Source organism: Francisella sp. SYW-9 (assembly GCF_008711465.1).
Classification (GTDB): domain Bacteria; phylum Pseudomonadota; class Gammaproteobacteria; order Francisellales; family Francisellaceae; genus Francisella.
Genome location: NZ_VXKQ01000017.1, coordinates 1 through 26,881, shown reverse-complemented (window position 1 = coordinate 26,881; position 26,881 = coordinate 1). Strand labels below are relative to the sequence as shown.

Sequence of the window (26,881 nt, the reverse complement as noted above, 5' to 3'; positions counted from 1 at the left end):
GAAATTTATAACTAATGAAATATCTAGAACAAAACTGTAAACTTACTCTAGAACAAGGTTTAAAAGAGTATAATCAAAACTATCCTTTCCTAAATTCTAATGATGGTCATAATGAGGCTAGCAAATGGTTTAGAAATCATGATATTACCCATGTTTTATTTGGAACTGTTCCTTTTGAAATTAGAGGAGAAGCTATAAATGATACTTGGACTTTAATTGGTTCTAATGTTACATTAAAAGGTTATAAAGAGTTTTTTAAATTTGTAGATTATAAAACTGTCATAAATAGTTATCTCAAAAAATATAAATATAAGTTTATAGTCTATTTAGTAATGCTAGGATATATCCCTATTTGCTTATTAGCAGTATTTAAATCCTATAGAATGTCTAAAAAATGGGATTGGTATAACTATGATAGCTATTTGGATATCCCTCTTAAAGATATAAGAAAAGAGTTTAATATAAAAGTTATAAAACCTTAGATTTACTTTTTTTATAAATCAGCAGAAACTTATAGAGAATAACACTCTAGTGTTAATTTGGTAGAGAGATTCAATTAATTAAACTTTTTGTGTTATGATACAAAAATTGAATGATTTAGTATATCAAATATTTATCATGAAAAGTTTACTCCAAAAGATACTTATTATTACTATGGCAACGATGCTGTATGCCTGTGATTCAATGGCTGGATATCAAGTATCAGCATCAGAAGGTTACTCAAATACAACTTATATTGATGATAGTGATGGTGATGACTACTACCATTACCATCATCATCACCATCATAGACATAGAGGAAAATGGGAATGTATTAATGTTGGAACTGAGAAAAAATGTGGTTACCACTGTGCCTCAGATGGTGCTTTAACAGGTGCGTGCGCGCCTAAAAGAAATATGCAATGTATAGCAAAATTTGGTGTTGGTGCTACATGTGGCTATGGCTGTGTATCTAACGGTTTTGAAGTTAAATGTGCTTCTTATAAAAAAGATGCTTGCCACGTTGATAACTATAATAAAATAATCTGTGGCCGTCATTGTATTAAGGATGACTTTGGGAATTATAGCTGCCAAGAATAACAAAGCCTATAATTTCATAATACTCAAAGCCACTTCAATTTTCTAAATAGATATATTTGAAATACTACAATAACTAATAAAATAACCAAAAATATCCAAAAAGCATTAGCATTTTGCGATCCTGGTATTCCTGCAACATTTATTCCTAACAGCCCTGTAAGAAAGCTTAATGGTAAAAATATAGCCGCAATAATTGCTAAAAAATACATTTTTTTATTGAGCTTATCACTTAGAACATTGCCTATTTCATCCTTTACAACTTGTAAACGATCACGAGCTTCTTCAAGATCTTCGATATAACGTACAACATAGTTATATATTTCTACCAAATAACGCTTATGCGAATTTGTTAACCAACTTAAGCTACTTAAGCGTAACTGCTCTATTACATCTCTTTGAGGGACTAGATATCTTCTAAAAACTATTGTTTGTTTACGCAAAGTAACTATTGATTCCCTCAAATCATTATCCGTTAGTTCTATAGTTTGCTCTTCTATATCTATGAGCTTATCATCAAGATCTGATAAAACAGGCTCCATACGATTAGAAAGCTTTGATATTACAGTTATTATAAAATCAGCCGCGTCTCTAGGTCCTATATTATCCTTAAAACTTTTCTCAATATCATTAAATAAATTTAAAGATCTAAAACGTGTACTAATTATACGAGTTTTATCTATCCATAATCTTATTGATATCATATCTTCAGGGTTATCCTCTTTATTAGGGTTCATACCTCTCAAAATTATTAACATACCATCGTTTATTTGTATAAACCTAGGTCTTGTTTCTTCAGCAATCAAAGCATCTGCAATAAAAGGATCTAAAGAGCCTAATTCTTGATTTAACCATTCTTTAGTTTGAGGATTTTTAGCATCCAAATGTGTCCAAATGATTTCTTTATTAGTATTAGCTAATTGGTTGATTTTATTTTGAGTATCTAATAGTGTTGCACTACCTTTACCATCTAAACAATAAGAAAATAAAATATGATTCATATGTAAAAACTATTATTCTACATACTAATAGATTTTAACAGGATAAATTATTTTTAATAGTCTGATAAATTTTTTATTTAGTATAATAGTCTCTTTGGTTTACTAATAATAGATATAAGCCTGCTGAAACTACTACAAATACTAAGAAGAATAAACTACAAGTAGTAATATTTTCATAGATAAATCCAAATATTAACTCTATGATTAAATATGCAAATATGACCCATGATGACGCAAAAGCTTTTATAATTTTAGCTATATTTCCTTTGCTATCCATATATGCATATATTAGGAAAAATACTATATGAAGTACTAATGCTACAACTAAATTCAATACCCCTGCTATCATCAATAAATATGTCAAAACCATATATACAAGAAAAGCTACAGTTCTAGGAAAAGGTATATAGTTTATTGGTAACGGATCATTTTTATTACTTTTAATTTTTGTATAAGCAATAGGTAAAGCAATACAAGAAACCAAAATAAATGTAGTTGTTAACGAAGCTATCATTTGCCAGTTTCTAAAGAAAAATATCAAGACTATAGAACAAATAAATGTAAAAATAAGTGAACTACGTGAAATATTAACTCCTTTAGTAACACTAGCAAAGTATGCTGGCATTTGTTTTGCTTTTGACATTTCATTAAGCATACGTGCACTACCACCTAAGTATACAATACCAGTTCCTGATGGACTAGCCAAAGCATCTGCATACAGAACTACAGCTAAAGCATTTATCCCTAAAATACCTGCTAATTGAGCCAATGGAGATTCAAAATTTAATCCTCCCCAACCATTTGCTAACATTTTCTCAGGTACACCGCCTATAAAAGAGATTTGCAGTAAAAGGTATATAAATAAAACGATTAGTACGCTACTAACCAAAGCTATTGGTATATTTCTTTTTGGATTTTCTAATTCTGCTGAAAAGCTAGCTGCCATTTGAAAGCCAAAGAAAGAATAAAAAATACCACAAGAAACTATCGCATTGAATACCCCACTTACCCCTTTAGGCATAAAGCTAACATTACTACCACCAAAGTTACTAGTGTGAAATGCTGCAAACATTATTATCAAAGACGTAACTATTGGAATAATAATTTTTAGTGAAGTTAAAGAGTTATTAATTTTTGATAATGACTTTATTCCCCAATAATTTATTAATGTATATAGCAACATAAATAAAACAACGACAACAACTCCTAGAAATGTAAGTTGTCCAGCACTAAAGATATAAGGGGTAATCGGTTTATATATCGAAGAGATATACTGCGTAGTTGCCATAGCTTCAGATGGCACAACAATAAGTCCTAACATCCAGTTTGATAACCCTGTTACAAATCCAAAATGTTGGTTATGCGATAAAGTTATTAATTGAGTAAATAGTCCATTTGTTTGATATTTAACAGCAAGCTCTGCAAGTAAGAAAGCCATTATAAGAATTATAAATGCACCTATAATCCATGAGAATATTGATGCAGCTCCGGCAGCTTGAGATGCATAGTATGATGCATATAGCCAACCACTTCCTACCATAGTCCCTACGCTTAATGCTATAGCTGTAAATAAGCTAGGTTTTTTCGTGTTTTTCATATTTTTTATAAAATATTAGCTTTTTAAAGTAGGTATATTATTCTTAACTACGAATAAATAATCAATATTTTTATCCTAACGAAATTATATTTATTATAAAAATTAACTGTAAAAAAAATTATATACCTAAGCAAATTCAAGAGTATAAAAATGTATTTTTATATTCTTAATATGAAAAATATATGCTTAAAACTTTTGAGATTTTATTTAAAAATGCTGTAAATTAAATAATTAAAATGAAATATTATAGGGGTTTTCCTATGAATAAGAATAATTTTAATAAGAATATATTACCTGCATTAGCTGGAAATATTGCTGATTGGTATGAGTTTTATATATATGGAATATTCGCCGCTCCAATTATAGCTAAACTATTTTTACCGCAACAAGAATACTTTATAGCTCTACTATATACATATTTAGCATTTGCTTTAGGGTTTTTTATTAGACCTTTAGGAGCATTACTTTTTGGATATTTTAGTGATAAATATGGCAGAAAAAAAATACTTTTTTACTCTCTATTGCTTATGGGTATACCAACTATACTTATGACTATACTTCCTACTTATGCTTCTATAGGCATATATGCACCTATTTTTTTGATGATTATTAGAATATTACAAGGATTTGCTGTTGGTGGTGAAATAGGTGGAGCAGCTGCATTTATACTAGAGAGTTCTGATAAAAACAAGCAAAACTTATCTGGAGCTTTACTTATAAGTTCTTCATTTTTTGCTCTTTTATTAGCAAGTAGTATTAGTTATTGTTTACTGAAATTACTAAGTAATACTCAGATACTAGAATGGGGTTGGAGAATACCTTTTATTTTTGGTTTTATCATTATACTTACGGGTCTATATATAAGGTATAAATCATCAGAAACTCAAGATTTTATCGAACTTAAAACAAAAAATGCTACTGTTAAAAATCCTATAAGCGATGCTATCAAATATGAATGGCATAATATGATTATTACTTTCTTTATTTCTTCTTTAGTAGCAGTCTTAGTTTTCATGGGTATCTCATATATGCCAACATACGCAAGTCATTATCTAGGCTATGATTTCAAACATATTTTATTAATATGTACATTAAATATAATTATACTAATGATCTCAACTATTTTATTTGGATATATTGCTGATAAAATTAGCGGCAAAAAAGTTTTGATTTGTGCCTCAATAATTTTATTTATTGCTGCTTTACCAATATATCAAACTATTATTGAAAGTCATCATTTTGTAGCTATTGCTATATTTACTTTAGCTATAATAAGTGGTGCTATAATAGGGCCTATATTTGCAAATACAGCAGGATTATTCCCTGTTAGAAATAGAAATACTGGTTTTGGTCTAAGTTTTAATATAAGTGTTTCTATATTTGGCGGAACCGCGGCGCTTATTATAACATTATTAATTACAGCTACTGGTAATCATTTGATTCCAGCATTTTATATAATGTTCTTATGTATACCTTTCTTTATTGCAGTTCTCTTTATTCCTAAAGATTTATTTCAACGAAATTTATATTAGAAAAGATAATAATATAGATATTATTTTTTGATTTTTTATAAGTTATTTAGATGAATACTATCTAAATTTTCATTGGCATGATGATAAATAAACTATTATCTTTTTCATCCTTAATCAAAGCACTCATATTAGGATTATCAAGATAAATAGTCATTGTTTCTTCACTAATTACATTGATTATATCTAGTAAATATTTATAGTTAAAACAAATTTCCATTGCATTATCACTATATTGAACTTCTACTTTATCTTCAGCTTTTTCATTATCAGGATTATTTGCTGATAAAAGTACCTGACCTTGAGATACATTAAGACGGACACCTTTATATTTATCATTTGCAAGAATTGATGTCCTTAATAATGAATTTTTCAAAACTTGTTTATCAACAGCTAAAAGTTTAGTGTTATTTTTAGGTATAACTTTTTGATAATCAGGATAACGACCATCTATAAGTTTAGATATAAATGCATAGCTACCAAACTCTGCTTTTAAATAGTTTTTACCTAAATAAATTTTAATAGTTTCTTCAGACTTACCAACAATCTTTTTAAGCTCTAATATAGCCTTTCTTGGAATTATTGACTGACTAGCACTATCAAGAACTTTACTATCTATTATAGCCTCTGTAATAGACATTCTATGACCATCTGTAGATACTGCCCTTAGAAGATTTGAATTTATCTCCCAAAACATACCATTAAGGAAATATCTAGTATCATCATTTGCCATAGAAAAGTCTACTTTTGAAATAATATGATGAAAGTCTTGTTGAGATATATCAAAACTTGCCTGTTCACTTATATTATTATCAATAAGTGGATAGTTATCAGCATTTAGTGAAATAAGATTAAAAGTACTATTATTAGAAATAATCGTTACTTTATTGTCTATGATTTTAAAATCAATCATAGAATTATCATTAAGACTTCTAACTATATTGTAAATTTTGTCAGCATTTAATGCTAATTTAACGGTTTCATTACAGCTAACTGTTATATTACAAGATATTTCTGTATCTAAGTCTGAAGCTGTAATTTTCAAATTATTATTACTTATATCAAATAAGATACAAGATAATAAAGGCATTGTACTTTTGCTATTAGCCACAGATAGCATAGACTGCAAAGGCTTTAGTAAGTCATCTCTATTTAGTACAAAATTCATTTTTTAAAAACCCCTATGAATCATATATATATTTAACGAGAAATTTTATCTAAAAGCAACTCATAATCATCCGATATAGATGTATTGCTTTGTCTTAATTTAGTTATAGCTTTAACAGCATGCATCACAGTAGTATGATCTCTACCACCAAAAGCATTACCAATTTCAGGCAAACTATGTGATGTAAGCTCTCTTGCTAGACTCATCGCTATTTGTCTTGGTCTAGCTATATTTCTACTTCTTTGATTAGAAGTTAAATCTTTAACTCTTATCCTATAGAAGTCAGCAACCACCTTCTGGATATTATCAATTTTTACCTTTTTTTCTTGGATTTTGATAACATCTCTTAAACAAGATTGGGCAACTTCTATAGTTGGATCCTTATGATTAAATTTAGAGGTTGTTAAAACTCTATTTAAAGCTCCTTCAAGCTCTCTAACATTTGTTCTGACATTTTCTGCTATAAATGCAGCTGTTTCATTAGGTAATTTTTGCCCTAAGTCATGAGCTTTTTTAAGCAAAATAGCTATTCTAGTTTCTAAATCTGGCATATCTACCGAAACTGTCAAACCATAACCAAAACGTGATACTAGTCTTTCTTCTAGTCCCTCTATTTCATTAGGATATTTATCACTAGTTAAGATTATCTGTTTACCATTTTCATATAATGCATTAAAAGTATGGAAAAACTCTTGAGCTGTACCTTCTTTACCTGCTATAAATTGGATATCATCTATCAAAAGAATATCTGCTGATCTATATACCCTTTGAAACTCATCTTGATCTTGTAGACGAATAGAATTTACATAATCTTTAATAAATTGTTCTGAATTTGTATAAATAATCCTAGCATTTGGATTAACTTCTCTTGCATGATTACCAATCGCTTGCATTAAGTGAGTTTTACCTAAACCACTACCTCCATAGATAAACAAAGGATTATGTAATTTCCCAGGGTTAATTGAGACTTGCATAGCCGCTGCTCTAGCTATTTTATTGGCATCACCTACAACAAAGCTATCAAAAACATATTTCTCTTTTAAAGGTAAACCAAAAGAATATTGTTCATCATCTTTTGCTGTAATAAGCATAGCTTCATCAAAGCCAAATAATTCTTGTGATGAGGATTTAGAATTCTTTTTTTGAACTTTTTTAGGTTCTTTGATCTCTACTTGATCTTCTAGATCATCATCCTTAACTTCAATATTAGTTTTATTAAAAAAATTAGTTTGAGGTCCTGCTGAAACAGATTCTAATTTTTTTTCTCCAGAAAATTTTTTATTTGAATATTCAATTATTAAATCATTACCATGGAACTCTTGTATTGTTGATAAAATAAGACTGCCATATTTAGATTTTATATGTTTTTTAAAATATTCATTATTACAATAAATTGTGAATAAGTTACTATTTTGGTCTACATAGATAGGCTTAATCCACGTTTTATATTCAAACGTAGATAGACTCTTTTTTATTTTTTTTAAGCATTTATTCCATGTAGTCATAATAAAAATATACCCAAAACCTTTATAAATAAAGGGATATATGGTTTTTAAAGCAAATAGTAATTGAATGAGTAAGATTGTATTGTAAGAAAGCTGAATAAGCAATCATAAAAAAAGCAACCTGTGGATAATTCTGTTAATTAATTTGTTTATTTTTTGTTTAATCTCTTGTTTATTAACTTATTCACAAATATGTTGATATTTTTGTTGATAATTCTGATTATATTTTATCCACATTTTTATCCATATTATTTTTATGCTTAATTTACATCCTTATACATTTTCTATCATCTCTTTAAAATCCTTTAATTACTTACTTTTTAGAAAGTTATCAACAAGTTTTTGTGTGCATAATAAATAATAATATAAAAAAAGAAAAATATACTTTATATAAATATAGGATAGAAAAAACTATGAAAAATAAAAAAAAAAATATTTTTGTTTATAATAAATGTTAATAAAAATAAAAAATCTTTTCTAAATGTCTTTAAATACAGAAATATTTCTAAATATAAATAAATATGAACAAAGAATAGCAGTTAAAGAAAATAATATTTTAAAAGAAATATTAATAGAAAGAGATAATCAAAAGAGAATTGTAGGAAATATTTATAAAGGTAAAATAATAAGAGTCTTACCAGGAATGCAAGCAGCTTTTGTAGATATAGGTTTAGAAAAAGCAGGTTTTTTACATTTATCAGAAGTTATTCCTTTAGAAAGAGACTATAGTGAAACAGATGAAAGCTTTAAATTAAAAAAATTAAATACTGAAGATATAAATAAATGGTTACGAGAAGGACAAGAAGTTTTAGTTCAAGTAGTTAAAGAAAGTATTGGTAATAAAGGAGTTAAATTAACTTCTCACTTATCAGTATCTTCAAGATTTTTAGTTTTTCTACCAGATCTAGATCATATAGGAATATCATTAAAAATAAATAAAGAAGAAGAAAAGCAAAGATTATTAGATTCTATTCAAAAAATAACGCATAGTGAAAATCCTCGCGGTTATATTTTACGTACGGCAGCTGAAGGAGCAAGCTTTGAAGAGCTAGAAAGTGATATAAAATTTTTAAATACTTTGTGGCAAGATATCTTAGATATTTCTAGTACCATCATAAAACCAGGTGTTGTTTATGAAGACTTTAGTTTGATAATTAAAACAATTAATATTTTTGCTAATGATAATCCTAATAAAATTCTTGTAGATAATATTGATTCATATAAAGAAATTTGCCAATTTGCAGATAAATATGTTCCAGGTTTAAGAGATAAAATAGAACTTTATCAAAAACATAATATTTTTGAAGAATTTGATATAGATAATGAAATAAATAAAGCTTTAGATAGAAAAGTTTCTTTAAAATCTGGTGGTTATTTAATCATAGAACAAACAGAAGCAATGATAACTATCGATGTAAATACAGGTGGTTTTATAGGTACTAAAAATCTAGAAGAAACTATATTTAAAACTAATTTAGAAGCTACAAAAGAGTTAGCAAGACAACTTAGATTGAGAAATTTAGGTGGAATAATAATAGTAGATTTTATCGATATGATGGATCAATCAAATAAAAATCAAGTTTTAGAGGCTCTAAAGAAAGAATTAGAACTTGATAAGGCTAAGACTAGTGTAAGCGATATATCTGAGCTAGGATTGGTTGAAATGACACGTAAAAGGGTCCATGAGAGTTTGGCAAGGACTTTATGTGAACCTTGTGAACATTGTAACGGTAAAGGAAGTGTCAAAACGCTTCAAACTCTGTGTTATGATATTTTTAGAGAAATAAAATCAGAGGCTAGAAACTATCCTAACTACAATAATTTTCTATTAATTTCTTCGAAAAAAATAATTGATTATATTGAAAGAGAAGAGTCTATATGGCTTGCAGAATTAGAATTAGATATACAAAAAAATATCCATCTAAAGGCCGAAAACAATCATATATACAACCAATATGACATAATTCCATTAAATTAGGAAAAAATGCAAAAATGTTATTGACAGTATAAGAAAAGGATATATAATACTAACTCATAGTCGCCGACTTAGCTCAATAGGTAGAGCAACTGACTTGTAATCAGTAGGTCGCCAGTTCGATTCCGGCAGTCGGCACCATAAATACGGAGTGGTAGTTCAGTTTGGTTAGAATACCTGCCTGTCACGCAGGGGGTCGCGGGTTCGAGTCCCGTCCATTCCGCCATATTCTCATTAAGGTCTATTTCTTAAAACTCAGTTTTCCCCTTTTTACTTCTGATTCGATTTAGGCCTTAATTTATTTTTTTTATTCCCTTTAAAATTTCATGTGATAAATATTCTTTATTTGATAGTTAGTTATTAAGCCATAAGAGCTTTATATGGGGGTTTTTGAAGTGTTTTATGATTAGGTATATATATTTACTTAAATTACTTATAGTAAGGCTTAAATAAGGATAATGTTATTTAGGATTAACTTTAAATACAAAGTTTTCTTGATATTTTATATGTATCTATGTACCATTACATAATTACAAAATATTATATTAACATTTTTATGACATCGTCAGATAGTGGCTGGAAGCAATTAATGGAAATTCTTGCTCAAAATGAAAAACTTCAAGATATAGAAACTATATGTGATTTTTTATTAACTAAAGAAGAAAAAGAGCAATTAAATAAAAGGGTATTATTAACAAAAGAACTTATAAAAAAAGATAAATCTCAAAGAGAAATATCTAAAAATTTAAAAATAAGTATTTGTACTGTGACAAGATGCTCTAATGCTTTGAAAGAATGTTCTATAAAAATAAAAGAGATATTTGGAAAATAAAATTTAAAAAAACTAATAGGATAAACAATGTCAGATACAGAAATATCAAAACAAGAAGATCAAAAGGGCTTTTTAGTCTCAAATATCCATAAAATAGATTATCAAGAAGATCTAAATAGATGTTTTGCTAATCTATGTACAGATAAAAAAAATACTATTTTATTAGAGTCAGCAGAAATAGATACAAAAGATAAATTAAAAAGTATTTTAGTATTAAATAGCGCTTTGAGAGTTTCATGTATAGGCAATAAAGTTTTTATAAAAGCTTTAACTAAAAATGGTGAGATGGCTTTAGATACTATAAGATCTAGAATAAAAAAGACTATACAAGTTAACTATAATAATGATGAGTTAGTTTTAACTTTTGATACCAAAAAAGATACAAATCTTAATGAACATGAAAATCTTAAAAATGAATCTGTTTTTGATGGTTTAAGATTAATAAAAGAAAGTTTTAAAATATCTAATGAGTTTAGTATATTTTTAGCAGGACTCTTTGCCTATGACGTAGTAGGTAATTTTGAAAATATAGGCGATGTAAAACGTAAAAATAAGTGTCCTGACTATGTTTTTTATTTAGCTGATACTATTATGATAAGTGATCATCAGCAAAAAGAAACTTATATTCAAACTAATAATTTTAACTCTAATAATACTAATGAACTAGATACTAATATTAAATTTATTAATGATAATATAAATAATGATATTGATGTAAAAACTGAGAAATTTAGTAATCTAGAAGTAAAAGAATCAGTAAGTGATAAAGATTTTTGTAATATTGTTGATCAGTTAAAATCGCATATTATTGATGGAGATATATTTCAAGTTGTGCCATCTAGAAGCTTCTTTTTGCCATGTCAAAATTCTTTGGAAGTTTATAAAGAACTTAAACGTACAAATCCAAGTCCATATATGTTTTATATGCAAGATGAGGATTTTATACTTTTTGGAGCATCACCTGAAAGTGCTTTGAAATATCAAAAATCAACTAATCAAGTAGAAATATACCCTATAGCAGGTACACGTAGACGTGGTAAAAATTCTGATGGAAGTATAAATCCAGATCTAGATAGCAGAATAGAGTTAGAACTTAGATTAGATATAAAAGAAAATGCTGAACATATGATGTTAGTAGATTTAGCTAGAAATGATGTTGCCAGAATATCTAAAACAGGGACTAGATATTTAGCAGATCTTTTAAAAGTTGATAGATATAGTCATGTTATGCATTTAGTATCTAGAGTAGTTGGGCAACTTGCAGACGATTTAGATGCTCTTCATGCTTATCAATCTTGTATGAACATGGGTACACTTACAGGTGCCCCAAAAATAAGAGCTATGCAATTAATATCTGAAGTAGAAAAACAAACTAGAGGTAGTTATGGTGGGGCTGTAGGATATTTGAATGGTTATGGTGATTTAGATAGTTGTATAGTTATTCGTTCTGCTTATGTTGAAGATCAGGTTGCAGAAATTCAAGCAGGAGGTGGAGTAGTTCTAGATTCTGTACCTATAGCAGAAGCTGATGAGAATAGAACAAAAGCACAAGCTGTTATATCAGCTATAAAAAATATACATGGAGTGTAAATAATGGCAAATATTATATTTATAGATAATTTTGATTCTTTTTCTTATAACTTAGTAGATGAGTTTAAAATTTTGGGTAATAATGTTGATGTATATAGAAATAATATATATATAGATGTATTGCTTGATAAGATTAATTCAGTAGAAAATCCAATAGTTGTTGTATCTCCAGGTCCAGGCAGCCCAGCTGATGCAGGATGTATAGTTAATCTAATTTCTTTGATAAAAGGTAGAGTTCCTGTTATAGGTATTTGTTTGGGGCATCAAGCTATAATTGAAGCTTATGGCGGTATAGTATCGCATGCTAATGAAATAGTACATGGCAAGATAGCTAGAGTAAAACATAATAATCATACTATATTTAATGATCTAGAATCTCCACTAACTGTTGCAAGGTATCATTCATTAGTAGGGGTAAAAATACCTACAGGATTAGAAACTATAGCAGAAGTTAATGATTTAGTTATGGCTGTAGTAGATGATAAGAATAAAGTTTGTGGTTTACAATTTCATCCTGAATCTATAATGACAATACATGGTTCTAAGCTTTTAGATAATGTCATTAAATGGGTGCAACAATGAGTGAGTTAAGAAAAATAGTTGATAAATTATATAATTTAGAAGATTTAAGTTATCAAGATAGTTATCAATTGTTTGATTTTTTTATTAAAGGTGAAATTGAATTACCTTTACAGACTAGTATATTAACTGCTCTTAAATTAAAAAAAGAAACTCCATTAGAAATAGCAGCAGCAGCTGAAGCGTTAGTTGATAACACTAGAGGTTTTCCAAAAATTAAAGAAGATTTAGTAGACATAGTAGGTACAGGTGGTGATGGTTATAATACCATCAATATATCTACTACATCAGCTATAGTAGCAGCTACAGCAGGTTATAAAGTTGCTAAGCATGGTAGTAGAAGTATATCAAGCAGGTCAGGATCTTTTGATCTTTTAGAATCTTTTGGTGTAAATATAGAGTTATCTCCAGAAAAAACAAAAGAATCTATTCAAATAAATAATTTAGGTTTTTTATTTGCACCATTTTACAACCCGGGGTTTAAATATGTTAAACAAGCTAGAGAAGTTTTAAAAACTAGAACTATTTTTAATATTCTTGGGCCTTTAATAAACCCTGCAAGACCAAATAAAATAGTCATAGGTGTATATGCTAAAGATTTAATTTTGCCAATGGCAAAAACTTTAATGAATTTAGGGATACAAAGAGCTCTAATTGTACATGGTAGTGGTTTAGACGAGGTCGCAATACATGGAGATACTAGTGTTGCAGAAGTTAAAGATAATCAAATAAAAGAATATATAATTTCAACACAAGACTTTGGTATAGATAATTTTAGCATTAAAGATATAGAAGGTGGTCTACCTGAATACAATAAAAATATAATAAAACAAATACTTTTAGGTAAAGGTAAAGATGCTCATAATGCTGCAGTTGCAATAAATGTAGCTATGTTAATGAAGCTTTATGATAAAGATGATATTAAACAAAATACTCAATATGTTTTAGAGTTGATTAAATCTGGTAAATGTTTTAAAACATTAGAAGATGTTATAAATTTTGGAAATATATTATGAAAAAAATAATTTATAGTTTATCAATACTGTCTTGTAGTTTAGGTTTTGCAGCTCATAGTGATGTTTCGTACGATAAGGCTGTTTTTGCAGGTGGTTGTTTCTGGTGTTTGGAGTCAGATTTTGAATATATGCAAAAGCATGAAAACTTAAGTCATAATGGTATTATAAAAGTGGTTTCAGGGTATGATGGGGGTTATCAAAAAGATCCAACATATAGAAAAGTATCTTCGGGAACTACAAGCTATAAAGAATCTGTAGAAGTTATATATGATCCTAAAAAGATTAGCTATAAAGATCTTGTTGAGTATTTTTATCGTCGTATAGATCCTACTGATTCAAAAGGTCAGTTTTGTGATAAAGGTAAACAGTATCAGTCTGCAATTTACTATATGAATGATAGCCAAAAACATACTGCAAAAGCTATTACAAATGAGTTAAAACAAATATTTAATAAGAATAATAAAAATGTATATACGCAAATTTTGCCATCGACAAAATTTTACGAAGCTGAAAAATATCATCAAGATTATCATGATAAAAATCCTAAAAGATATTGTTATTATCGTACGGGCTGTGGAAGAGATCAGACAGTAAATAAGGTATGGAAAAACATAGGATGGAAATATAGTAATGTAGTACCTTTTGATATACCATCTAGCTATGCTAAATGTTTGACTAGATAAATTAAAATATGACTGATTTAGAGCAGAGAGTAAAGTTTATAGTAGAAGTTGATAAATTAAAAAGTATATACCGTAGATGTTTAGTTTATTCAGATAATAATCGTAGAGAAAATACAGCAGAGCATAGCTGGCATGCTGCACTAATGGCTATAACTTTTAAAGATTTTGCTAAAGAAAGTATTAATATGGAACGAGTTTTAACTATGTTGTTGATACATGATATAGTTGAAATATATGCAGGAGATACTTATGCGTTTGATGATGAAGCGATATTGGAATTGCAGCATAAGAAAGAGTTATTAGCATTAGATAAAATATTCTCATTAATGCCAGAATATGATGCCAAAGAATTAAAAAAGCTTTGGCTAGAATTTGAAAAAAGCTCATCAGCAGATGCTAAGTATGCTAAAGCTATTGATAAATCTATCCCTGTATATAGAAATATGGCTAGTAATGGCGGTGGATGGGTTGTAAATGGTCTAACATATAAAGAGAAAGTGTTAAATATAAATAAAGAATTAAAAACAATAGCTCCTAAGCTTTGGGATTATGTAGAGCAACAAATCAATATAGCAGAGTCTAAAGGTTGGTTGGTTTAAAAAAAATATATAGAAAATTGTAGGAAAATATGAAAATAGTAGGCGTATCGACAAAGGTTTCAAATGATAGAGATGACTTGCTTGAGCAGGCATGGGAATTGTTTTTTAATAGTGAGGTTTTAGAATATCTTAATGGCCAAAATCTATCACAAGATATAATATCTGTTTATTATGAATATGAAGGTGATCACACAGCGCCATATGCTTTGTTAATAGGTTATGAGGTAGATGATAATTTTGATGTGCCAACAGGCTTAAATTCAGCTAATATTGAGTTAAATCATGAAGTTTTTAGAGTAGAAGGAGATCTTCCTGATGCTGCTATAGATAAATGGCAAGAAATATGGACTGATAATTCTAAGAAAAGAGCTTATAAAGCGGACTTTGATAGATATAATCCTATCGAAGATTTTATTGAAATAAATGTAGAATATATTTAGAAGTATAAAAATTAAACTTTTAAATATTTTTCGTTTAAAATATCACTTAAAATTAAAAAAAATCTTAATAAATATGGAAACTATATTAGCAAAAATTGTTGAAGCAAAAAGAAAATGGCTTTTTGCTAAGAAAAGACTATTCCCATTAGATGTTTTTAAAGATGAGGTTTCTAAAACAGATAGAAGTTTTTATAAAGCTTTAACTTCAGAAAGAGCAGTATTTATATTAGAGTGTAAAAAAGGCTCTCCTTCTAAAGGTCTTATTCGTAAAAAATTTGATCTAAATGAAATAGCTTCAGTATATAAAAATTATGCAAATGCTATATCAGTATTAACTGATGAAGAATTTTTTATGGGTAGTTTTGCAAACCTTGAAATTATAAGAAATCAAGTAACACAACCTGTACTTTGTAAAGACTTTATTATAGATGAGTATCAAATATATTTAGCAAGACATTATAAAGCTGACGCTATATTGTTGATGCTTTCAGTTTTAGATGATTCTGAATATAGAAAACTTGCTAAAGTTGCTAATCGTCTTGGTATGGGAATACTTACAGAAGCTAGTAATGAAGAAGAGCTTCAAAGAGCTATAAACCTAAAAGCAAAAGTAATAGGTATAAATAACCGTAATCTTAGAGATTTATCTATAGATTTAAATACTACTCGTGTATTAGCCCCTAAAGTACCAAAAGGAACTATTGTTATATCTGAATCTGGAATTTACAAAAACCAAGAAGTAAGAGAGCTTAGAAAGTTTGCAAATGGTTTTCTAATTGGTAGTTCTATTATGGGAGAGCGTAACTTAGAGCTTGCTGTTAGAAAAATAATATATGGCTTTAATAAAGTATGTGGTCTTACTTCAGTAGAAAATGCTCAAAAAGCTTACGATGCAGGAGCTGTTTACGGAGGCTTTATATTTGTCAAAAAATCACCTCGTTACATAGATTTTGACATGGCAAAATCTATAACAAAAAAAGTTAAGTTAAATTATGTAGGTGTTTTTGTTAATGCTAGTATTGATGAAGTTGTAAATGCTTCTTATGATTTAAAATTAAGTGCTGTTCAGCTTCATGGAAATGAAGATCAAGTATATGTAGATACTTTAAAGGCTAGATTACATAGAAACTGCCAGATATGGAAAGCTTATGGCGTAGATAAGTCTATACCTAAGTTTTTAGAAAATGTTGATTACCATTTATTAGATGCTCAAGTAGATGGACAGTCTGGTGGTACAGGAAAAATATTTGATTGGGATCTTATAGATAATAAAAATAATATAATATTAGCAGGAGGTTTAAACTCTAAAAATATAGCAAAAGCTATTGAGTTAAAATGCTCAGCTTATGATATTAACTCTGGCGTTGAATCGCAACCAGGTCAAAAAGATCAAAAGAAATTAAATGAAGTTTTTGAAGTTATCAGAAATTATTAAGACTTTATAGTTATTTTCTTAGAAGTATTATCTTTTTCTTTCTTAGGAATAGTTAAGTTTAGTACACCATTTTTATACTTAGCCTCTATATTCTCACTATCTATATTTTCAGGTAAGTTTATTGTGCGTTGATATTCTCCATAGTAGCGCTCCTGTATATGATATTTCTTATCTTTATGAGAGTGTTCACGTTTAGCTTTTATAGATAATTTGCTTTTATCTAGCTCAATATCTATATCCTTTTCTTCAATACCTGCAAGATCTGCATGAATATGATAGGCAGAGTCATCTTCAGTTATATCTAAATGGATATTTTGTAAATACTTCTCTTCTTGATAGCCTTTAGGGAAACTAAAAAAATTATCAAAAAGATCATTTATTGAATGTTTTAATTCAAATGGGTTATATCTGATTTCCTTACTCATAGTTATTCTCCTTATAAACATTGTTTTCGCGCCTTTCAATTTTTTATATATGATCAGATTGTAGAATTTCAAGAAAAATTTTTAAATTAAATCAAGCTCTTTTTACTTGTTGAATAATAATTGCAACAAATCCTAGTGACTGCTATTCTAGAAGCAAATAAAACTGACTTAAACTTTACTATGTCTCAGCCTGAAATTAAGTATTTAAAAGACTATAAACCAAGTAATTATCTTATAAACGAGACGCATCTAACATTTAATTTAGATGAGTCAAAAACAATTGTAACAGCAGAGTTACATATTACTAAAAATCCTGCTAATAATGACAGTAACTCGTTAATTTTAGATGGTGAAGATTTAAAATTACTATCAATTAAAATAGATAATAAAAATTTATCTAAATCTGATTTTGATATAAATAATAATCAATTAACTATTTATAAAGCTCCTGAAAGTTTTATATTAAATACTATAGTTGAGATTAACCCTTCTGCGAATACTTCTCTAGAAGGGTTGTATAAGTCTGGTGAAGTGTTCTGTACACAATGTGAAGCCACTGGTTTTAGAAAAGTTACATATTATTTAGATAGACCTGATGTAATGTCTTCTTATACCGTCAAAATCATTGCTAATAAACAAAAATATCCTGTTATTTTATCTAATGGAGATAAGATTGACTCTGGAGATATTTCAGATACCTTACATTTTGCTACATGGAAAGATCCTTTTAAAAAACCTTGTTATCTATTTGCACTTGTTGCAGGTGATTTAGCTAGTATTAAAGATACTTTTACTACTAAATCAAATCGTAAGGTTAATCTTGAAATATATGCATTTAAACAAGATATTGATAAATGTCATTATGCTATGCAAGCTGTAAAAGATTCAATGAAGTGGGATGAAGAAAGATTTAACCTAGAGTATGATCTTGATACATTTATGATTGTAGCTGTACCTGATTTTAATGCTGGCGCAATGGAAAATAAAGGCTTAAATATATTTAATACCAAATATATTATGGCTAGTGATAAAACAGCTACAGATAAGGATTTTGAGTTAGTTCAAAGTGTTGTAGGGCATGAGTATTTCCATAACTGGACGGGTGATAGGGTTACATGTCGTGATTGGTTTCAGTTAAGCTTAAAAGAGGGTTTAACTGTATTTAGAGATCAAGAATTTACTTCTGATTTAAACTCTAGAGATGTTAAACGTATAGATGATGTACGTATTATTAGAAGTGCTCAATTTGCTGAAGATGCTAGTCCTATGTCTCATCCTATCCGTCCTGAGTCGTATATTGAGATGAATAATTTTTATACGGTAACGGTTTATCATAAAGGTGCTGAGATTATTAGAATGATTCATACCTTATTAGGTGAAGAAGGTTTCCAAAAAGGTATGAAACTATATTTTGAAAGACATGATGGACAAGCTGTAACATGTGATGATTTTGTAAATGCTATGGCAGATGCTAACAATCGTGATTTTAGCTTGTTTAAGAGGTGGTATGCTCAATCAGGTACTCCAAATATTAAAGTTAGTGAGAATTATGACGCTCAAAGTCAAACTTATAGCTTAACACTAGAGCAAACTACTCAACCAACTGCTGATCAAAAAGAAAAACAAGCTCTTCATATACCTGTTAAAATGGGACTTATCACTCCAAATGGTGAAAATATCGCGGAGCAGGTTATTGAGCTTAAAGAACAAAAACAGACTTACACTTTTGATAATATTTCAGCAAAACCAGTAGTTTCATTGTTTAGAGATTTTTCGGCACCTGTGAAGGTTGAGCATAAGTGTACTGAAAGCGAACTATTGCATATTGTCAAATATGATAATAATGCCTTTAATCGTTGGGACTCTTTACAGCAGTTAGCTACAAATATGATTTTAGCTAATTCTGATGTAAGCGACGAGTTCTTGAATGCTTTTAAATCAATTCTAAATGATAAAGAATTAGATAAAGCATTAATCAGTGATGCTCTACTAATACCAAATGAGTCTACAATTGCTCAGGCAATGCCTGTGATTGAGGTTGATGATATTGTCTTATCACGCAAAAAAGTAATGAATCAGCTAGCAGATAAACTAAAAGGTGACTGGTTAGCTATATATCAAGAATGTAATGATAATAAACTATATAGCCTATCAGCTGAGCAAATAGCAAAAAGAAAGCTAAAAGGTGTATGTTTAAGTTATCTAATGAATGCTAGTGACCAAAGTCAAGGTACTGAGCTAGCGCAACAACTATTTGATAATGCTAATAATATGACCGATCAACAATCAGCATTTTCAGCATTGTTGAAATCTAACGATCAACAAGTTCGAGATAATGCTATCAGTGAGTTTTATAACCGTTGGAAGCATGAGGATCTAGTTGTAAACAAATGGCTAGTATCTCAAGCTCAAATCTCTCATGAGTCAGCTTTAGATATAGTTAAAGGTTTAGTTAATCATCCTGCATACAACTCTAAAAATCCTAATAAAGTTTACTCACTTATTGGTGGTTTTGGTGCTAATTTCTCGCAATATCATCGTAAAGATGGTTTAGGATATGCTTTTATGGCTGATATAGTATTAGAGCTTGATAAAATCAACCATCAAGTTGCAGCAAGAATGGCTCGTAATTTAATGAGCTGGAAGCGTTATGATAGTCCTAGACAAGCTTTGATGAAAAAAGAACTTGAAAGAATCAAAGCATCAAATCCAAGTAAAAATGTCTTTGAGATTGTTAGTAAAAGTTTAGATTTGTAGTTGTTTGTATATCTATTAGAGTTACTACTCATAAATATCCTTTCTTTAATCTTTTCTATTTTTAAGAATATCCAAAATATTTAAGATTTTATTGTAAGTAATTTATGGAGTATATTTTGGAGAATGTCAATTAATGGTTACAATAAAGTATACTTTTGGATACTTAATCAATGATTATTGATTATATCTTTCTTCAAAGACTTTATTTCTAAATGATCTAGATAAATTAGCTAGTTTTAAATAGCATTGCTCATATTTATTGAGATTTGTATTATAATTTTTTTCAAATTGAGATAACTCTGATATTTTTTTTGAAATATGGATATTATTATTTAATAATATAATTCCTAAATCTAAATATTTTATTGATAGTGAGTTAATTTGAAATTGACATTTATATAGAAATTCAAATTGTTTTCTAGGTAATATTATTCCAGCTAGCATAGCTTTATTATATGATAACAAAATATCTGGAAATGAAAATTCATTAATTAAAAATCTTTCTTTTATATTTTGTTTATTTTTAGATATGATATCTTTTTTTGTATTTTTAAAAAAAGTTGCAGGTAAGTTTATAGAACTATATTTTGTTAGATTTTTAAATTCATTTAAATAATATTTAGTTTTTATATCTTTAATGTGGTTTTTAATAGATAAATTAGAAGTATAACATGCGGTAAAATATGCAACTATGCTACTAACTATAATAGGGAGAATTAATTTTTCTATAAATGTTTTCATAATATTATTTGTCATTTTCTATTAGTTTTTATGACCTCACAATCAATCTTATAACAAAACAATCAATAAAGAAAACTAAGGTTAAATTTATAAAAAATGGAAGAGAATATAAGAGTTTATTATGTTTTAGTGAATTATTATCTAAATAATCATAATTATAGCTATAACAAACATCATTAAAATATATATCATTTGTAAATGTTTGTGAGAGAATGAAGCTGTTATTTTAACACCAATATTTACACCAATTAGGCTTGGTATAATTCCTGTAAGAACAATCATTAAATTTAAATAACCAATACAATATGGCGGTAAATTAGATGCGTGTAAGCCAAAAGCTATAAAGAAAATAGTCATTACTAAACTTATAAAGAAAGTAATTATCGTAGATGTACCAATAGCTTTACGAATATCAAGACCACATTTTGTCAGTAAAGGAACAAAAAATACTGATATACCTGAGAGCATCGTACACATTCCAGCTATAAATGCGCTAGCTATTTTTAATACTAATGGTGCTTGCCAGATTTTTAGTGAAGTTTTTGTTTTACGCCACATCCATATAGCCATGACTATAAGCAAGATAGAAAATATAGTTTTTAGATTACTACTTTTTATTAGAGTTACTAAAAATACGCCAAAAACTCCTCCCAGAAGTATGCTAATAAGTGCCCAGCGTAAAGTGTTATAACAAATCTGTTTATATTTATGTTGTTTAATAGTTGCAAGTAAACCAACTAAAACACCAGAGCTAACAGCACAAGCAATAGCTACCTGCATTAAATGATCATATGCTGGATAGTAGTAATCCAAAAGTAGATAAAACCCCGGTACATTAATCAGTCCTGAACCACCACCAAAAACCCCAGATATAAAGCCTGAGAATATCGTTATTAAAAATATAAGTATGATAAATAAAAGTAAGCTCAATTTTATTATTCCTTAATTAATTTGTAAGATTTTTATCGATTGATATAGGAGGCTTAATTTTATTTGTATATTTATTTTGTACAAGTTCTTTTTATTGCAAAAATATTTAATGTGATTTTTCGATAGAAGTATTATTATTTTAAAGTTAATCTTTTTTACCAATAAAACTTATAAATAAAGTTCTTAGATAAGTTTGTAAGCCAGCATCTTGTATTGGAAAGACTACCGCATCTTCATTGGTTTCATTATGATGAGAATGCCACCAACCTGGAGGAGTTACAAATGCTCCATTTGTAGACCAGTCCATACGTATAGGATTTATAAGTTTACCTTCTGAGTCAACCTTTTCACTCATTAGAGTATAGCATCCTGATTTAGGAGCAAATAAGCATAGATCTAGTGCTACAGAGTTATGTCTATGCGGTAGTTGAATACTATTTTTAGGTAAAACATTATACAGTGACCACAATGTTGGGGTAATTGTTTTAGTCAAAGGACAAGCATCGTTTGCTAATAATACACCATTACGATTACGTTTAGTTGCTCCAGTTTCATTATTAAAGGCTTCGACATGTTTAATTATAGTATCAAAAGGATAATGAGTAGCTTCAAAAGTAGCTTTTGTAGGCTTAGCTCCTAAGTAGTTAAATAAAGGTTCATCATTTACATAATATAAAATAGCTTGTTGATGACATTTATGTTCAATATCTATATCTGTTGCAAAACTAAATACATCACCTTTTGACCATTCAAACTTAGTATCTCCTTGTTTGCTATACCCTGTTCCTTCCATAACAACAAATACATGAGATCCAGCGTTAGCAGAAGTTTTTATAAATTGATCCTTTTTAATATTTATAAAGTTAATTAAACACGCTGGAGAAGTTGCCTTATAATCAGTTTGTAGTTGGCTACTTAAGTCTAGAGTACTTATTGTTTGAGTTAGATCATTAACTAGATATTGGGCTAATATTTTTGGCATACTAATATTTGCAGCTTTGGTATATTCAAGATATTTACTATTATTAGACATTTACCTTACACTCTTATTTTAACTAAATATAAAATCATTATTTATTAATGTTAAGAGCTTATCAATGTTTTTATTTAGCAGATATAAGACAAAATTATTTATAATAATTAGGTTCTGTGCACAGAATTTTGATTATTTATTGGGCTATGTTAATAAAAAGTTATTTTTTAATAAATTTTCAGGAATATAATCAAGAAAGCCATTCTCAATTATAAACTCTATTAATTGTGACTTTGAACTGACACTTAATTTATATTTTATATTATTAATATGAGCTTCTATAGTTCTAATTGATCTAGATAAAATACCTGCGATATCACTTGCGGTTTTCCCCCTTATTAAATAGAATATAACTTCTTTTTCTTTCTCTGTAAGAACATCTAAAACTTGCTCACAACTATAATAATGGCCATAAATATTTTTATATCTTTTTAAATCATAATTCTTTAGTGAAGCTATCTTTTCTATTATAGATTGTTCCTTAACTACTATGGAATGAACAGCTAATCCTATAACATTATTTTCACTATCAAATAAAGGAAATTTACTTGATCTGAATATAGAAGATTTTAATGATTTAAGCATCCCAATACTAAAATATTCAATATTATTTTTACTATTAATAACAAACTCATCTTGTTTTTTAAGCTTTTCAGCAAAACCTTCGGATAAAAAGGGCATATCATCATAACTTTTATTTAAGATTTCATTTTGCTTTATTTTAAGGATATCTAAAACATTCTTATTGACACTTGTTACAGTGGAATCTAAGTTTTTAGTAATTATTAAACCATGTAATTTACTAAATAAGTTTTTATAATAAAAGGGTAGCTCATTCATCTTAGACTCCTCTTATAAATCTAGGTAAGTTATTTAATAGGTTTTGGTATAAAAAATATATATTTCCCATCTTTTTAAGTTAAAATATATAGTTGCTAAAATTATTATATATAATAAAATTTTGTAGTATATAGGTATTTTATACGCAGTATATTTGGTTTATGTCGATATTATTTAACTATATTTATTGAAAAACCTTTTCAAATAAAGGTTCAAAGTAATTTGTACGATACGTATATAACTAGCTAATTATTTTTAATTTTAAATTGGTTTAGGTTGATAAATAAAGTTTAAATAAGTGTACTAGTTAAAGCTACAAAGCTAAGAAAAGAAAGCATTTATATTTTGGCTATATTATTAACAAAAAATCATTTTTTAATAACTTTTCAGGAATATAATTAAGAAAGCCATTCTCAATTATAAACTCTATTAATTGTGACTTTGAATTGACACTTAATTTATATTTTATATTATTAATATGAGCTTCTATAGTTCTGATTGATCTAGATAAAATACCTGCAATATCACTTGCTGTTTTCCCCCTTATTAAATAGAATATAACTTGTTTTTCTTTCTCTGTAAGAACATCTAAAACTTGCTCACAACTATAATAATGACCATGAATATTTTTATATCTTTTTAAATCATAACTTTTTAGTGAAGTTATCTTTTCTATTATAGATTGTTCCTTAACTACTATGGAATGAACAGCTAATCCTATAACATTATTTTCACTATCAAATAAAGGAAATTTACTTGATCTGAATATAGAAGATTTTAATGATTTAAGCATCCCAATACTAAAATATTCAATATTATTTTTACTATTAATAACAAACTCATCTTGTTTTTTAAGCTCTTCAGCAAAACCTTCGGATAAAAATGGCATATCATCATAACTTTTATTTAAGATTTCATTTTGCTTTATTTTAAGGATATCTAAAACATCCTTATTGACACTTGTTACAGTGGAATTTAAGTTTTTAGTAATTATTGAACCATGTAATTTACTAAATAAGTTTTTATAATAAAAGGGTAGCTCATTCATCTTAGACTCCTCTTATAAATCTAGGTAAGTTATTTAATAGGTTTTGGTATAAAAAAGAGATATTTTCCATTTTTTTAAGTTAAAATATATAGTTGCTGAAATTATTATATATAATAAAATTTTGTAGTATATAGGTATTTTATACGCAGTATATTTGGTTTATGTCGATATTATTTAACTATATTTATTGAAAAACCTTTTCAAATAAAGGTTCAAAGTAATTTGTACGATACGTATATAACTAGCTAATTATTTTTAATTTTAAATTGGTTTAGGTTGATAAATAAAGTTTAAATAAGTGTACTAGTTAAAGCTACAAAGCTACAAAGCTACAAAGCTAAGAAAAGAAAGCATTTATATTTTGGCTATATTATTAACAAAAAATCATTTTTTAATAACTTTTCAGGAATATAATTAAGAAAATCATTTTCAACCATAGACTCTATTAGTTGTGACTTTGAATTGATGCTTAATTTATATTTTATATTATTAATATGAGCTTCTATAGTTCTAAGTGATCTAGATAAAATACCTGCAATATCTTTTGCTGTTTTCCCCCTTATTAAATAGAATATAACCTCTTTTTCTTTTTCAGTAAGGATATTTAAAATTTGGTCATAATTATGAGAATGATAATAGCTACCAATATCTTTATATTTTATTAAATCATCACTTTTTAGTGAAGCTATATTTTTTATCATAGATTGTTTCTTAACGACTAAAGAATGGACAGCTAATCCTATAACATTATTTTTACTATCAAATAAAGGAAACTTACTTGATTTGAGTATATAAGGTTTTAATGATTTAAACATACCAATACTCAAATATTCAATACTATTTTTACTATTAATAACAAACTCATCTTGTTTTTTAAGCTCTTCAGCAAAACCTTCAGATAAAAAAGGCATATTATCATAATTTTTATTTAAGATTTCATTTTGCTGTATTTTAAGGATTTCTAAAACACCTTGATTGACATTTGTTATAACGGAGTTTAAGTTTTTAGTAATTATTAAACCATGTAATTGACTAAATACGTTCTTATAATAAAAGGGTAGCTCATTCATCTTAGACTCCTCTTATAAATCTAGTTAAATTATTTAATAAGTTTTGGTATAAAAAAGAGATATTTTCCATCTTTTTAAGTTAAAATATATAGTTGCTGAAATTATTATATATAATAAAATTTTGTAGTATATAGGTATTTTATACGCAGTATATTTGGTTTATGTCGATATTATTTAACTATATTTATTGAAAAACCTTTTCAAATAAAGGTTCAAAGTGATTTGTAATGGGTTAGTTATTATATAAGTATTTTGTACGATATTTACAATAATAGGTTAACCTAGATTTATAGATGAACCTTTAATAGTTACACCACTAGACGATAGCTCAACTGAACTAGCACCACATTTTATTGATATTGAGTTTGAGTTAATTTCTATGCTATTACTTCCGCATTTCAAAGTTATTTTATCTTTACATTCTATAGTGGCTTCCTTAGTTGTTAGTTTTGCTGACTCTTCTTTCTGATTTAGTGTTAATACGACTTTTTTATTAGCATCTAGAGTCATTAATTCAGATGTTATTTCAAAATTATTATTGCTTTCTTCTTGGTTATTTTGATCTTCAACTCCAGAAGAGGCTGGTTGCTCATTACTTACATTTTCTTGCTTTGTTTTTTCATTAGCTTCAATAGATTGATCTTTATTATTTTCACTGTTAGAAGGAGCAATATCTTTTATTTGCTGTTTTGCAGAATTAGCTGCTTCTCCATGTAGATTCATGTGCGCATCTATTATATTGCTGACCCCAGGTAGATTTATAAAGTTGGTAAAATCATTAATATCACCTGCTCCAGGAATTGACTGTAAAGAGGGTATCTTTGCCATCAGTTCTTGAGGGCTTGAAAATTTATCTGATACTATGGACATTCTTTGATCATTGCTAGTAGGTATGCTGTTTGCTCCAGGTATATTATCTTTGACTAAAGAAGTAGCTTGATCATTACTAGTAGGAATGTTGCTTGCTCCAGGTATATTATCTTTGACTAAAGAAGTAGACGGAAGAGGAGC

General features: G+C 27.9%; 25 protein-coding genes and 2 tRNA genes. 15 read left to right on the top strand and 12 right to left on the bottom strand.

Annotation, left to right across the window (positions count from 1 at the left end; genetic code table 11):
• The first annotated feature begins 14 nt into the window (after positions 1-14).
• Both F3D62_RS08250 and F3D62_RS08245 read left to right on the top strand, forming a co-directional pair.
• Positions 15-482, top strand: coding sequence for a hypothetical protein (locus tag F3D62_RS08250; RefSeq protein ID WP_150467777.1), 468 nt, complete (start codon positions 15-17; stop codon positions 480-482).
• A 136-nt stretch (positions 483-618) separates the two neighbouring features.
• A complete protein-coding gene (locus tag F3D62_RS08245) occupies positions 619-1,080 on the top strand; it encodes a hypothetical protein (RefSeq protein WP_150467776.1) in 462 nt (153 codons plus the stop codon).
• A 23-nt stretch (positions 1,081-1,103) separates the two neighbouring features.
• On the opposite strand, the gene F3D62_RS08240 is transcribed toward F3D62_RS08245, so the two are convergent.
• A complete protein-coding gene (locus F3D62_RS08240) occupies positions 1,104-2,078 on the bottom strand; it encodes a zinc transporter ZntB (protein WP_150467775.1) in 975 nt (324 codons plus the stop codon).
• 73 nt (positions 2,079-2,151) lie between these two features.
• Positions 2,152-3,675: an APC family permease gene (locus F3D62_RS08235; RefSeq protein WP_150467774.1), complete on the bottom strand. Its 1,524-nt coding sequence runs from the start codon at positions 3,673-3,675 to the stop codon at positions 2,152-2,154.
• 260 nt (positions 3,676-3,935) lie between these two features.
• Here F3D62_RS08235 and F3D62_RS08230 point away from each other — a divergent pair, with 260 nt between their 5' ends.
• Positions 3,936-5,207: an MFS transporter gene (locus F3D62_RS08230; RefSeq protein ID WP_150467773.1), complete on the top strand. Its 1,272-nt coding sequence runs from the start codon at positions 3,936-3,938 to the stop codon at positions 5,205-5,207.
• A 61-nt stretch (positions 5,208-5,268) separates the two neighbouring features.
• Here F3D62_RS08230 and dnaN read toward each other — a convergent pair whose 3' ends face one another.
• Positions 5,269-6,372 (bottom strand): DNA polymerase III subunit beta, encoded by a 1,104-nt coding sequence (dnaN, locus tag F3D62_RS08225; protein ID WP_150467772.1) that lies wholly within the window; start codon positions 6,370-6,372, stop codon positions 5,269-5,271.
• 32 nt (positions 6,373-6,404) lie between these two features.
• Complete coding sequence (gene dnaA / locus F3D62_RS08220; RefSeq protein ID WP_150467771.1) at positions 6,405-7,877, bottom strand: chromosomal replication initiator protein DnaA; 1,473 nt, start codon at positions 7,875-7,877, stop codon at positions 6,405-6,407.
• 481 nt (positions 7,878-8,358) lie between these two features.
• Between dnaA and F3D62_RS08215 the strand changes: the two genes are divergently transcribed.
• The 11 genes from F3D62_RS08215 (at position 8,359) to trpCF (ending at position 17,026) form a co-directional block, all read left to right on the top strand.
• On the top strand, positions 8,359-9,855 hold the full coding sequence (locus tag F3D62_RS08215) for a ribonuclease E/G (RefSeq protein WP_150467770.1): 1,497 nt from the start codon (positions 8,359-8,361) through the stop codon (positions 9,853-9,855).
• Between the two features lie 62 nt (positions 9,856-9,917).
• A tRNA-Thr gene (locus F3D62_RS08210) sits at positions 9,918-9,993 on the top strand.
• Between the two features lie 7 nt (positions 9,994-10,000).
• A tRNA-Asp gene (locus F3D62_RS08205) sits at positions 10,001-10,078 on the top strand.
• 330 nt (positions 10,079-10,408) lie between these two features.
• On the top strand, positions 10,409-10,684 hold the full coding sequence (gene trpR / locus F3D62_RS08200; protein ID WP_191092569.1) for a trp operon repressor: 276 nt from the start codon (positions 10,409-10,411) through the stop codon (positions 10,682-10,684).
• 27 nt (positions 10,685-10,711) lie between these two features.
• Positions 10,712-12,274: an anthranilate synthase component 1 gene (locus F3D62_RS08195; RefSeq protein ID WP_411961319.1), complete on the top strand. Its 1,563-nt coding sequence runs from the start codon at positions 10,712-10,714 to the stop codon at positions 12,272-12,274.
• Positions 12,275-12,277: 3 nt separating this feature from the next.
• Positions 12,278-12,856, top strand: a complete 579-nt coding sequence (locus tag F3D62_RS08190) for an aminodeoxychorismate/anthranilate synthase component II (RefSeq protein WP_150467769.1) — start codon at positions 12,278-12,280, stop codon at positions 12,854-12,856.
• Entirely contained in the window at positions 12,853-13,869 is a 1,017-nt protein-coding gene (trpD, locus tag F3D62_RS08185) for an anthranilate phosphoribosyltransferase (protein ID WP_191092568.1), read from the top strand. The genes F3D62_RS08190 and trpD overlap by 4 nt, the downstream gene beginning before the upstream one ends.
• Positions 13,863-14,552, top strand: a complete 690-nt coding sequence (msrA, locus tag F3D62_RS08180) for a peptide-methionine (S)-S-oxide reductase MsrA (RefSeq protein WP_150467767.1) — start codon at positions 13,863-13,865, stop codon at positions 14,550-14,552. The genes trpD and msrA overlap by 7 nt, the downstream gene beginning before the upstream one ends.
• An 8-nt stretch (positions 14,553-14,560) precedes the next feature.
• Positions 14,561-15,151 (top strand): HD domain-containing protein, encoded by a 591-nt coding sequence (locus tag F3D62_RS08175; RefSeq protein ID WP_150467766.1) that lies wholly within the window; start codon positions 14,561-14,563, stop codon positions 15,149-15,151.
• A gap of 29 nt (positions 15,152-15,180) precedes the next feature.
• Positions 15,181-15,591 (top strand): GyrI-like domain-containing protein, encoded by a 411-nt coding sequence (locus F3D62_RS08170; protein ID WP_150467765.1) that lies wholly within the window; start codon positions 15,181-15,183, stop codon positions 15,589-15,591.
• Positions 15,592-15,664: 73 nt separating this feature from the next.
• Entirely contained in the window at positions 15,665-17,026 is a 1,362-nt protein-coding gene (gene trpCF / locus F3D62_RS08165) for a bifunctional indole-3-glycerol-phosphate synthase TrpC/phosphoribosylanthranilate isomerase TrpF (RefSeq protein WP_150467764.1), read from the top strand.
• Here trpCF and F3D62_RS08160 read toward each other — a convergent pair.
• Positions 17,023-17,451: an Hsp20/alpha crystallin family protein gene (locus F3D62_RS08160; RefSeq protein WP_150467763.1), complete on the bottom strand. Its 429-nt coding sequence runs from the start codon at positions 17,449-17,451 to the stop codon at positions 17,023-17,025. The two genes, trpCF and F3D62_RS08160, sit on opposite strands and share 4 nt — an antisense overlap.
• Before the next feature lie 180 nt (positions 17,452-17,631).
• On the opposite strand from F3D62_RS08160, the gene pepN reads away from it, so the two are divergent.
• Positions 17,632-20,208 carry an aminopeptidase N gene (pepN, locus tag F3D62_RS08155; protein ID WP_150467857.1) on the top strand — a complete coding sequence of 859 codons (2,577 nt, stop codon included), beginning with the start codon at positions 17,632-17,634 and terminating at the stop codon, positions 20,206-20,208.
• Between the two features lie 174 nt (positions 20,209-20,382).
• On the opposite strand, the gene F3D62_RS08150 is transcribed toward pepN, so the two are convergent.
• The 7 genes from F3D62_RS08150 to F3D62_RS12950 all read right to left on the bottom strand — a co-directional run.
• A complete protein-coding gene (locus F3D62_RS08150) occupies positions 20,383-20,949 on the bottom strand; it encodes a hypothetical protein (RefSeq protein ID WP_150467762.1) in 567 nt (188 codons plus the stop codon).
• A 141-nt stretch (positions 20,950-21,090) separates the two neighbouring features.
• A complete protein-coding gene (locus tag F3D62_RS08145; RefSeq protein WP_150467761.1) occupies positions 21,091-21,885 on the bottom strand; it encodes a sulfite exporter TauE/SafE family protein in 795 nt (264 codons plus the stop codon).
• Positions 21,886-22,024: 139 nt separating this feature from the next.
• Positions 22,025-22,912, bottom strand: a complete 888-nt coding sequence (locus F3D62_RS08140; protein ID WP_150467760.1) for a cupin — start codon at positions 22,910-22,912, stop codon at positions 22,025-22,027.
• A gap of 144 nt (positions 22,913-23,056) precedes the next feature.
• Positions 23,057-23,752 carry a LuxR C-terminal-related transcriptional regulator gene (locus F3D62_RS08135; RefSeq protein ID WP_150467759.1) on the bottom strand — a complete coding sequence of 232 codons (696 nt, stop codon included), beginning with the start codon at positions 23,750-23,752 and terminating at the stop codon, positions 23,057-23,059.
• A gap of 349 nt (positions 23,753-24,101) precedes the next feature.
• A complete protein-coding gene (locus tag F3D62_RS08130) occupies positions 24,102-24,800 on the bottom strand; it encodes a LuxR C-terminal-related transcriptional regulator (protein ID WP_150467758.1) in 699 nt (232 codons plus the stop codon).
• 365 nt (positions 24,801-25,165) lie between these two features.
• Positions 25,166-25,870: a helix-turn-helix domain-containing protein gene (locus tag F3D62_RS08125; protein ID WP_150467757.1), complete on the bottom strand. Its 705-nt coding sequence runs from the start codon at positions 25,868-25,870 to the stop codon at positions 25,166-25,168.
• Between the two features lie 276 nt (positions 25,871-26,146).
• On the bottom strand, positions 26,147-26,881 hold a 735-nt coding region (locus F3D62_RS12950), incomplete at its 5' end, for a hypothetical protein (RefSeq protein WP_224732661.1).

What these genes read in the sequence shown, in the direction of transcription:
- F3D62_RS08125 (WP_150467757.1), bottom strand. Translation starts at nt 25,870, where the DNA reads ATGAATGAGCTACCCTTTTATTATAAGAACGTATTTAGTCAATTACAT.
- F3D62_RS08130 (WP_150467758.1), bottom strand. Translation starts at nt 24,800, where the DNA reads ATGAATGAGCTACCCTTTTATTATAAAAACTTATTTAGTAAATTACAT.
- trpD (WP_191092568.1), top strand. Translation starts at nt 12,853, where the DNA reads ATGAGTGAGTTAAGAAAAATAGTTGATAAATTATATAATTTAGAAGAT.
- F3D62_RS08250 (WP_150467777.1), top strand. Translation starts at nt 15, where the DNA reads ATGAAATATCTAGAACAAAACTGTAAACTTACTCTAGAACAAGGTTTA.
- dnaA (WP_150467771.1), bottom strand. Translation starts at nt 7,877, where the DNA reads ATGACTACATGGAATAAATGCTTAAAAAAAATAAAAAAGAGTCTATCT.
- F3D62_RS08215 (WP_150467770.1), top strand. Translation starts at nt 8,359, where the DNA reads ATGTCTTTAAATACAGAAATATTTCTAAATATAAATAAATATGAACAA.
- pepN (WP_150467857.1), top strand. Translation starts at nt 17,632, where the DNA reads ATGTCTCAGCCTGAAATTAAGTATTTAAAAGACTATAAACCAAGTAAT.
- F3D62_RS08170 (WP_150467765.1), top strand. Translation starts at nt 15,181, where the DNA reads ATGAAAATAGTAGGCGTATCGACAAAGGTTTCAAATGATAGAGATGAC.
- trpCF (WP_150467764.1), top strand. Translation starts at nt 15,665, where the DNA reads ATGGAAACTATATTAGCAAAAATTGTTGAAGCAAAAAGAAAATGGCTT.
- F3D62_RS08135 (WP_150467759.1), bottom strand. Translation starts at nt 23,752, where the DNA reads ATGAATGAGCTACCCTTTTATTATAAAAACTTATTTAGTAAATTACAT.
- F3D62_RS08240 (WP_150467775.1), bottom strand. Translation starts at nt 2,078, where the DNA reads ATGAATCATATTTTATTTTCTTATTGTTTAGATGGTAAAGGTAGTGCA.
- dnaN (WP_150467772.1), bottom strand. Translation starts at nt 6,372, where the DNA reads ATGAATTTTGTACTAAATAGAGATGACTTACTAAAGCCTTTGCAGTCT.
- F3D62_RS08235 (WP_150467774.1), bottom strand. Translation starts at nt 3,675, where the DNA reads ATGAAAAACACGAAAAAACCTAGCTTATTTACAGCTATAGCATTAAGC.
- F3D62_RS08195 (WP_411961319.1), top strand. Translation starts at nt 10,712, where the DNA reads ATGTCAGATACAGAAATATCAAAACAAGAAGATCAAAAGGGCTTTTTA.
- F3D62_RS08160 (WP_150467763.1), bottom strand. Translation starts at nt 17,451, where the DNA reads ATGAGTAAGGAAATCAGATATAACCCATTTGAATTAAAACATTCAATA.
- F3D62_RS08190 (WP_150467769.1), top strand. Translation starts at nt 12,278, where the DNA reads ATGGCAAATATTATATTTATAGATAATTTTGATTCTTTTTCTTATAAC.
- F3D62_RS08230 (WP_150467773.1), top strand. Translation starts at nt 3,936, where the DNA reads ATGAATAAGAATAATTTTAATAAGAATATATTACCTGCATTAGCTGGA.
- F3D62_RS08175 (WP_150467766.1), top strand. Translation starts at nt 14,561, where the DNA reads ATGACTGATTTAGAGCAGAGAGTAAAGTTTATAGTAGAAGTTGATAAA.
- trpR (WP_191092569.1), top strand. Translation starts at nt 10,409, where the DNA reads ATGACATCGTCAGATAGTGGCTGGAAGCAATTAATGGAAATTCTTGCT.
- F3D62_RS08150 (WP_150467762.1), bottom strand. Translation starts at nt 20,949, where the DNA reads ATGAAAACATTTATAGAAAAATTAATTCTCCCTATTATAGTTAGTAGC.
- F3D62_RS08140 (WP_150467760.1), bottom strand. Translation starts at nt 22,912, where the DNA reads ATGTCTAATAATAGTAAATATCTTGAATATACCAAAGCTGCAAATATT.
- F3D62_RS08245 (WP_150467776.1), top strand. Translation starts at nt 619, where the DNA reads ATGAAAAGTTTACTCCAAAAGATACTTATTATTACTATGGCAACGATG.